The sequence below is a fragment of the Vibrio sp. V03_P4A6T147 genome, from assembly GCF_002241085.1.
Classification (GTDB): domain Bacteria; phylum Pseudomonadota; class Gammaproteobacteria; order Enterobacterales; family Vibrionaceae; genus Vibrio; species Vibrio anguillarum.
In genome coordinates, this window is record NZ_NDIO01000273.1 from 1 (window position 1) to 4,011 (window position 4,011).

Below are 4,011 nucleotides of genomic sequence, written 5' to 3' on the forward strand. Positions count from 1 at the left end.
CAGCTACTGATCCCATTACAAAACCAGCATAATTCACCGCTCGGAAATTTCCCTATCACAGCAAGTATTGGTATCGCTACCTACCCAACCGATGGCTATACCTTAGAAAAATTATTATCTAATGCTGATACGGCCATGTATCAAGCAAAAAATGCTGGGAAGAACCAAATAGCTTACTACTCGCCAGAGCTCAATAAGGGTGTTCTGCGCAGAGCCAACATTGAGCAAGCATTACGCCGAGGCAATTTTGATCAGGAATTTAGCCTGGTCTATCAACCTTATTTAAATCGTGCTGGCAATACAGTCTCAGGATTTGAAGTTTTACTTCGTTGGGAATCCAAGCTGCTCGGTACGATTTCACCAAAAGAATTTATTCCGATAGCCGAACAAACCGGGTTATTTGGCAACATTGATCGCTGGGTCGTCCGTTCAGCTTTCGAGGAGTTCCATGCACTGCAAGCGATGTTTGAACACCCTGTTCAGTTATCGATTAACCTTTCATCAGCAGAATTAAACTCTTTACAGTTAGCTCATTACATTCATAAACATGCGCAGGAGAATGCAGTTCCTCCCCATTTGATTGATTTTGAAATTACAGAAACTTTTTCGACCAATTCAAAAGGTTTTCCACTGCTTCACGAACTATCGCATTTAGGCTACGGATTGGCGATTGATGATTTCGGTTCTGGTTACACCTCCATTACTCAATTGGTGCAATATCCAGTACAAAAAATTAAGTTCGATCGGCTTTTTTTAGATACACTCATCACCACTGACAATCACAAGATCATTAAGCCTTTGATCGAACTTTGCCACTCTCAATCAATGCAAGTCACAGCTGAAGGGATTGAAAGTAAAGAGATGCATAATTGGCTTGCTGATTACCAATGTGATTTCATGCAAGGCTATTATTTTGCCAAACCAATGCCATTAAATGCGTTGGTTTCATGGTATCAACAACAAAAAGAGTTAAACGCTGTTTATGAAAAATGTGATCATTGCCTCTCTTAACCCGGCCAAAATCAATGCAGTCAAAAGTGCATTTGAAAGTACCTTTCCGCAGGATACTTTCTCATTTAAAGGGGTGAGTGTGCCCAGTGGTGTCGCGGAGCAACCGATGACAGATGAAGAAACCCATCAAGGCGCACTTAACCGAGTACGAAATGCGAAAGAGCAAGATCCCACGGCAGATTATTACGTCGGGTTAGAAGCGGGCATTGAGAATACAGTGACTTTTGCATGGATGGTGATTGAATCCGCCACTCATAGAGGAGAATCGCGTTCAGCCAGCTTAATGCTACCACCTCAAGTATTGAAGCTGTTAAGCCATGAAAATGAGCTAGGCGATGTGATGGATAAACTGTTTGACTGCCAAAATATCAAACAGAAAGGTGGGGCGATCAGCCTGCTCACTCATAACCAACTCACTCGCAGCTCGGTCTACCATCAAGCATTGATCCTCGCGTTAATCCCTTTTATCAACCCAGAGCATTTCCCTGCTAATTTATAAAAAGTTAGCGAACTCAAGGGGTCACTAAGACACCTTGAGTAGCAGAGCGGCTAATTGCGACTTTTCTTGTTCTGATTTACTTTTGAGCTCATTTGAGCCACGCGTAATGGTCGCAATTCCCACTCCGAGCAATTGGCTAATCTGCCGCTGTGATAACTCCCCTTTGAGTAGCTCACATAAGATGTTCGCACGCGCCACGAGCGCATCTCGCTCATCTGGGGTCATCATCATGGTGAGTAGCATTGCGTGCTGCTCTTGCTCTGTGGCTGATTTAACCAATTCCATTAGCTGCTGCCAATCAGTGTACTCAGGTTGGTGTGGCATGAATGTACTCGCAAAGTGATACGTTCCGCTATTGTAGAACTTTCACTTCGTATTGGAATTAATATTTTGTATTGAGCTCATCTTGGTTGAGAAATTCACCTTCAATCCCCATCAAATCTCGATAGTAAGTCTCAAACATCAAAATATTTTGCACATACCCGCGGGTTTCCCGGAAGGGAATCGCTTCAATAAAAGCGTAAGCATCTAACTTGCCTTGTGTTTTCTCTCGCCATTGATTGACGCGATTTGGCCCAGCGTTATAGGCAGCAAATGCAAAAATTCGATTGTCGCCGTATTGCTCTAATAATCCATTTAAATAATGGCTGCCTATTTCGATATTTTTGCCCACCTCATATAACTCTTGCTCATCGTTATAGGTCAGCTGATATTTTTTAGCCGTATACTTAGCCGTGCTCGGCATAATCTGCATGATACCGCGAGCGCCAACGGGCGATTGAGCCTCAACATCCATTCCACTTTCTTGACGAGCAAGTGACATCAGCATAATTGGGTCAATGTCGTGTTTTTGGCCATAGAAGTTAAACCACCATTGATGGGCTAATGGAAAACGCAATTGCATGTTGTCCCACATCCGCGCCGAAATAGAGGCTGTCACAGTTAAACTATACCAACGTTGGGAGTCGGCGTAGGCCGCTAGCATCTCTTTTTCTTTTGTATCTGCACGATCGAGTAACCATTTCCATTCACTTTTTGCAGCCGCGATTTTATCTCGTTCAATCAGCTCTTGGATCCGTACTAAGGCTTTTTTATACGGCGTCAATAAATTGGGATTAAGCTTAATCGATGTACTGGGATAATTTACTGACTGTTTCACCATATTAGCGGCCGCGACACTGTAGAAATTACGTTGCCCAATCATCGCATTTAAACGTTGTAATCCTTTGGCTTCATCACCCAACGCAATATCAGCGCGCCCAAGCCAATATTGCCAACGTAAGCTGGCTTTTTCATCAGCGGGGAGCTGCTCTGTCCAGAATTTCACTTCATCCCAACGACCAACGGTCAGTGCCTTGCGGATCCTCTGCTCGAGCAAAAGACTGTTTGAGCTTTGCGCTATCACACTATCTCGCCAGTTTGCGAGTGCTTGCTCCTCGGTATCAAGCAATATTCTGGCTATATATTCTGCAATAGGACGCTGATAAGCATCCGACAGTATTTTCTGATCGAGAAGAGTTTGGTACACACTTTGCGCAAGCTTTGCATCTTGGCGTGCTAGCTTTTCTAACGCAAATTGAATCGACTGCTGATTAAACGTGCCATCGGTGTATTGTTTAGCAAAAGTCAACACATTTTCTGGCGAGCGGTAGAGATCCATCATCGCTTGCGCTGTCGCCTGTGATTTTGGCTTAACTAATTTTTTCTGTAAGTATTTCATTAGCGTTAAATTACGCCCACCAAACGCCAAAAACATTCGTTTAAGCAACCAGTCATCGGTTAACCCGCCTTGCTCACTCCATGCGGTGAAGAGTGGATCACAGGCGTCAGAAATGCTACTGCCACTGAGCCATAATTTTTGTGCGCCTTTGAACGCAATATCTCGCTGGCCTGTTTGGTAATGCGCATTGTAGTAATGACAGCGATAAGGCTCATCATTCGGCTCCGCTTTTTGAAAATCAAGCAAGGTGGCCCATTTTCCTTTCGCCGCCAACGCATCTAAATACGGTGCTCGAATGCGGTTTGAAAACGGGAAATCTTGATGTGTATCGATAAAAACCTGAACCGCTAATGGCGGTTTATTACCAATATCGACCAGCAGAGATCGATAATCCAGATAAGGCGTCAATGGATAGTTTTTGATCTTATTTCTAATTTTTTTAGCTTCATCAACTTTATCTTCATCAAGCCACCTCTGAGCTTGATCATACAGCTCTCGTTGACTATCCAAGTCCTCTATTGCGCCTGAAAACGCGGTGCCGCACACCAAGGAGCTCAACGCTAATATTGATGATAACAATCGCTGCGGTCTTATAAAATGCATGAGCGCCATGTGCTCTCGTCCTATCCAAAGCAAGGGAATTTCCGTTTCATTACGCTGATTCTAGATAAAAAAGTAAAGGCCATAGATGTAAATAATATTAAATTCATAAAAGTGCGACATATGAACTTAGTAACTTAATGTTTCGTTACTTTTTTATCGATGAAAAACACCATCTAAG

General features: G+C 43.3%; 4 protein-coding genes. 2 read left to right on the top strand and 2 right to left on the bottom strand.

Annotated features, from left to right (window positions below):
- A partial coding sequence (locus B9J84_RS10765) for a GGDEF domain-containing phosphodiesterase (protein ID WP_143698856.1) occupies positions 1-1,011 on the top strand: 1,011 nt, incomplete at its 5' end.
- Complete coding sequence (gene yjjX / locus B9J84_RS10770; RefSeq protein ID WP_094124107.1) at positions 983-1,510, top strand: inosine/xanthosine triphosphatase; 528 nt, start codon at positions 983-985, stop codon at positions 1,508-1,510. The genes B9J84_RS10765 and yjjX, both read left to right, overlap by 29 nt.
- Positions 1,511-1,534: 24 nt before the next feature.
- Here yjjX and trpR read toward each other — a convergent pair whose 3' ends face one another.
- Together trpR and B9J84_RS10780 are read right to left on the bottom strand one after the other, a co-directional pair.
- Entirely contained in the window at positions 1,535-1,834 is a 300-nt protein-coding gene (gene trpR / locus B9J84_RS10775) for a trp operon repressor (protein ID WP_013857539.1), read from the bottom strand.
- Between the two features lie 58 nt (positions 1,835-1,892).
- Positions 1,893-3,842, bottom strand: a complete 1,950-nt coding sequence (locus tag B9J84_RS10780) for a transglycosylase SLT domain-containing protein (RefSeq protein WP_143698857.1) — start codon at positions 3,840-3,842, stop codon at positions 1,893-1,895.
- Positions 3,843-4,011: the final 169 nt, after the last annotated feature.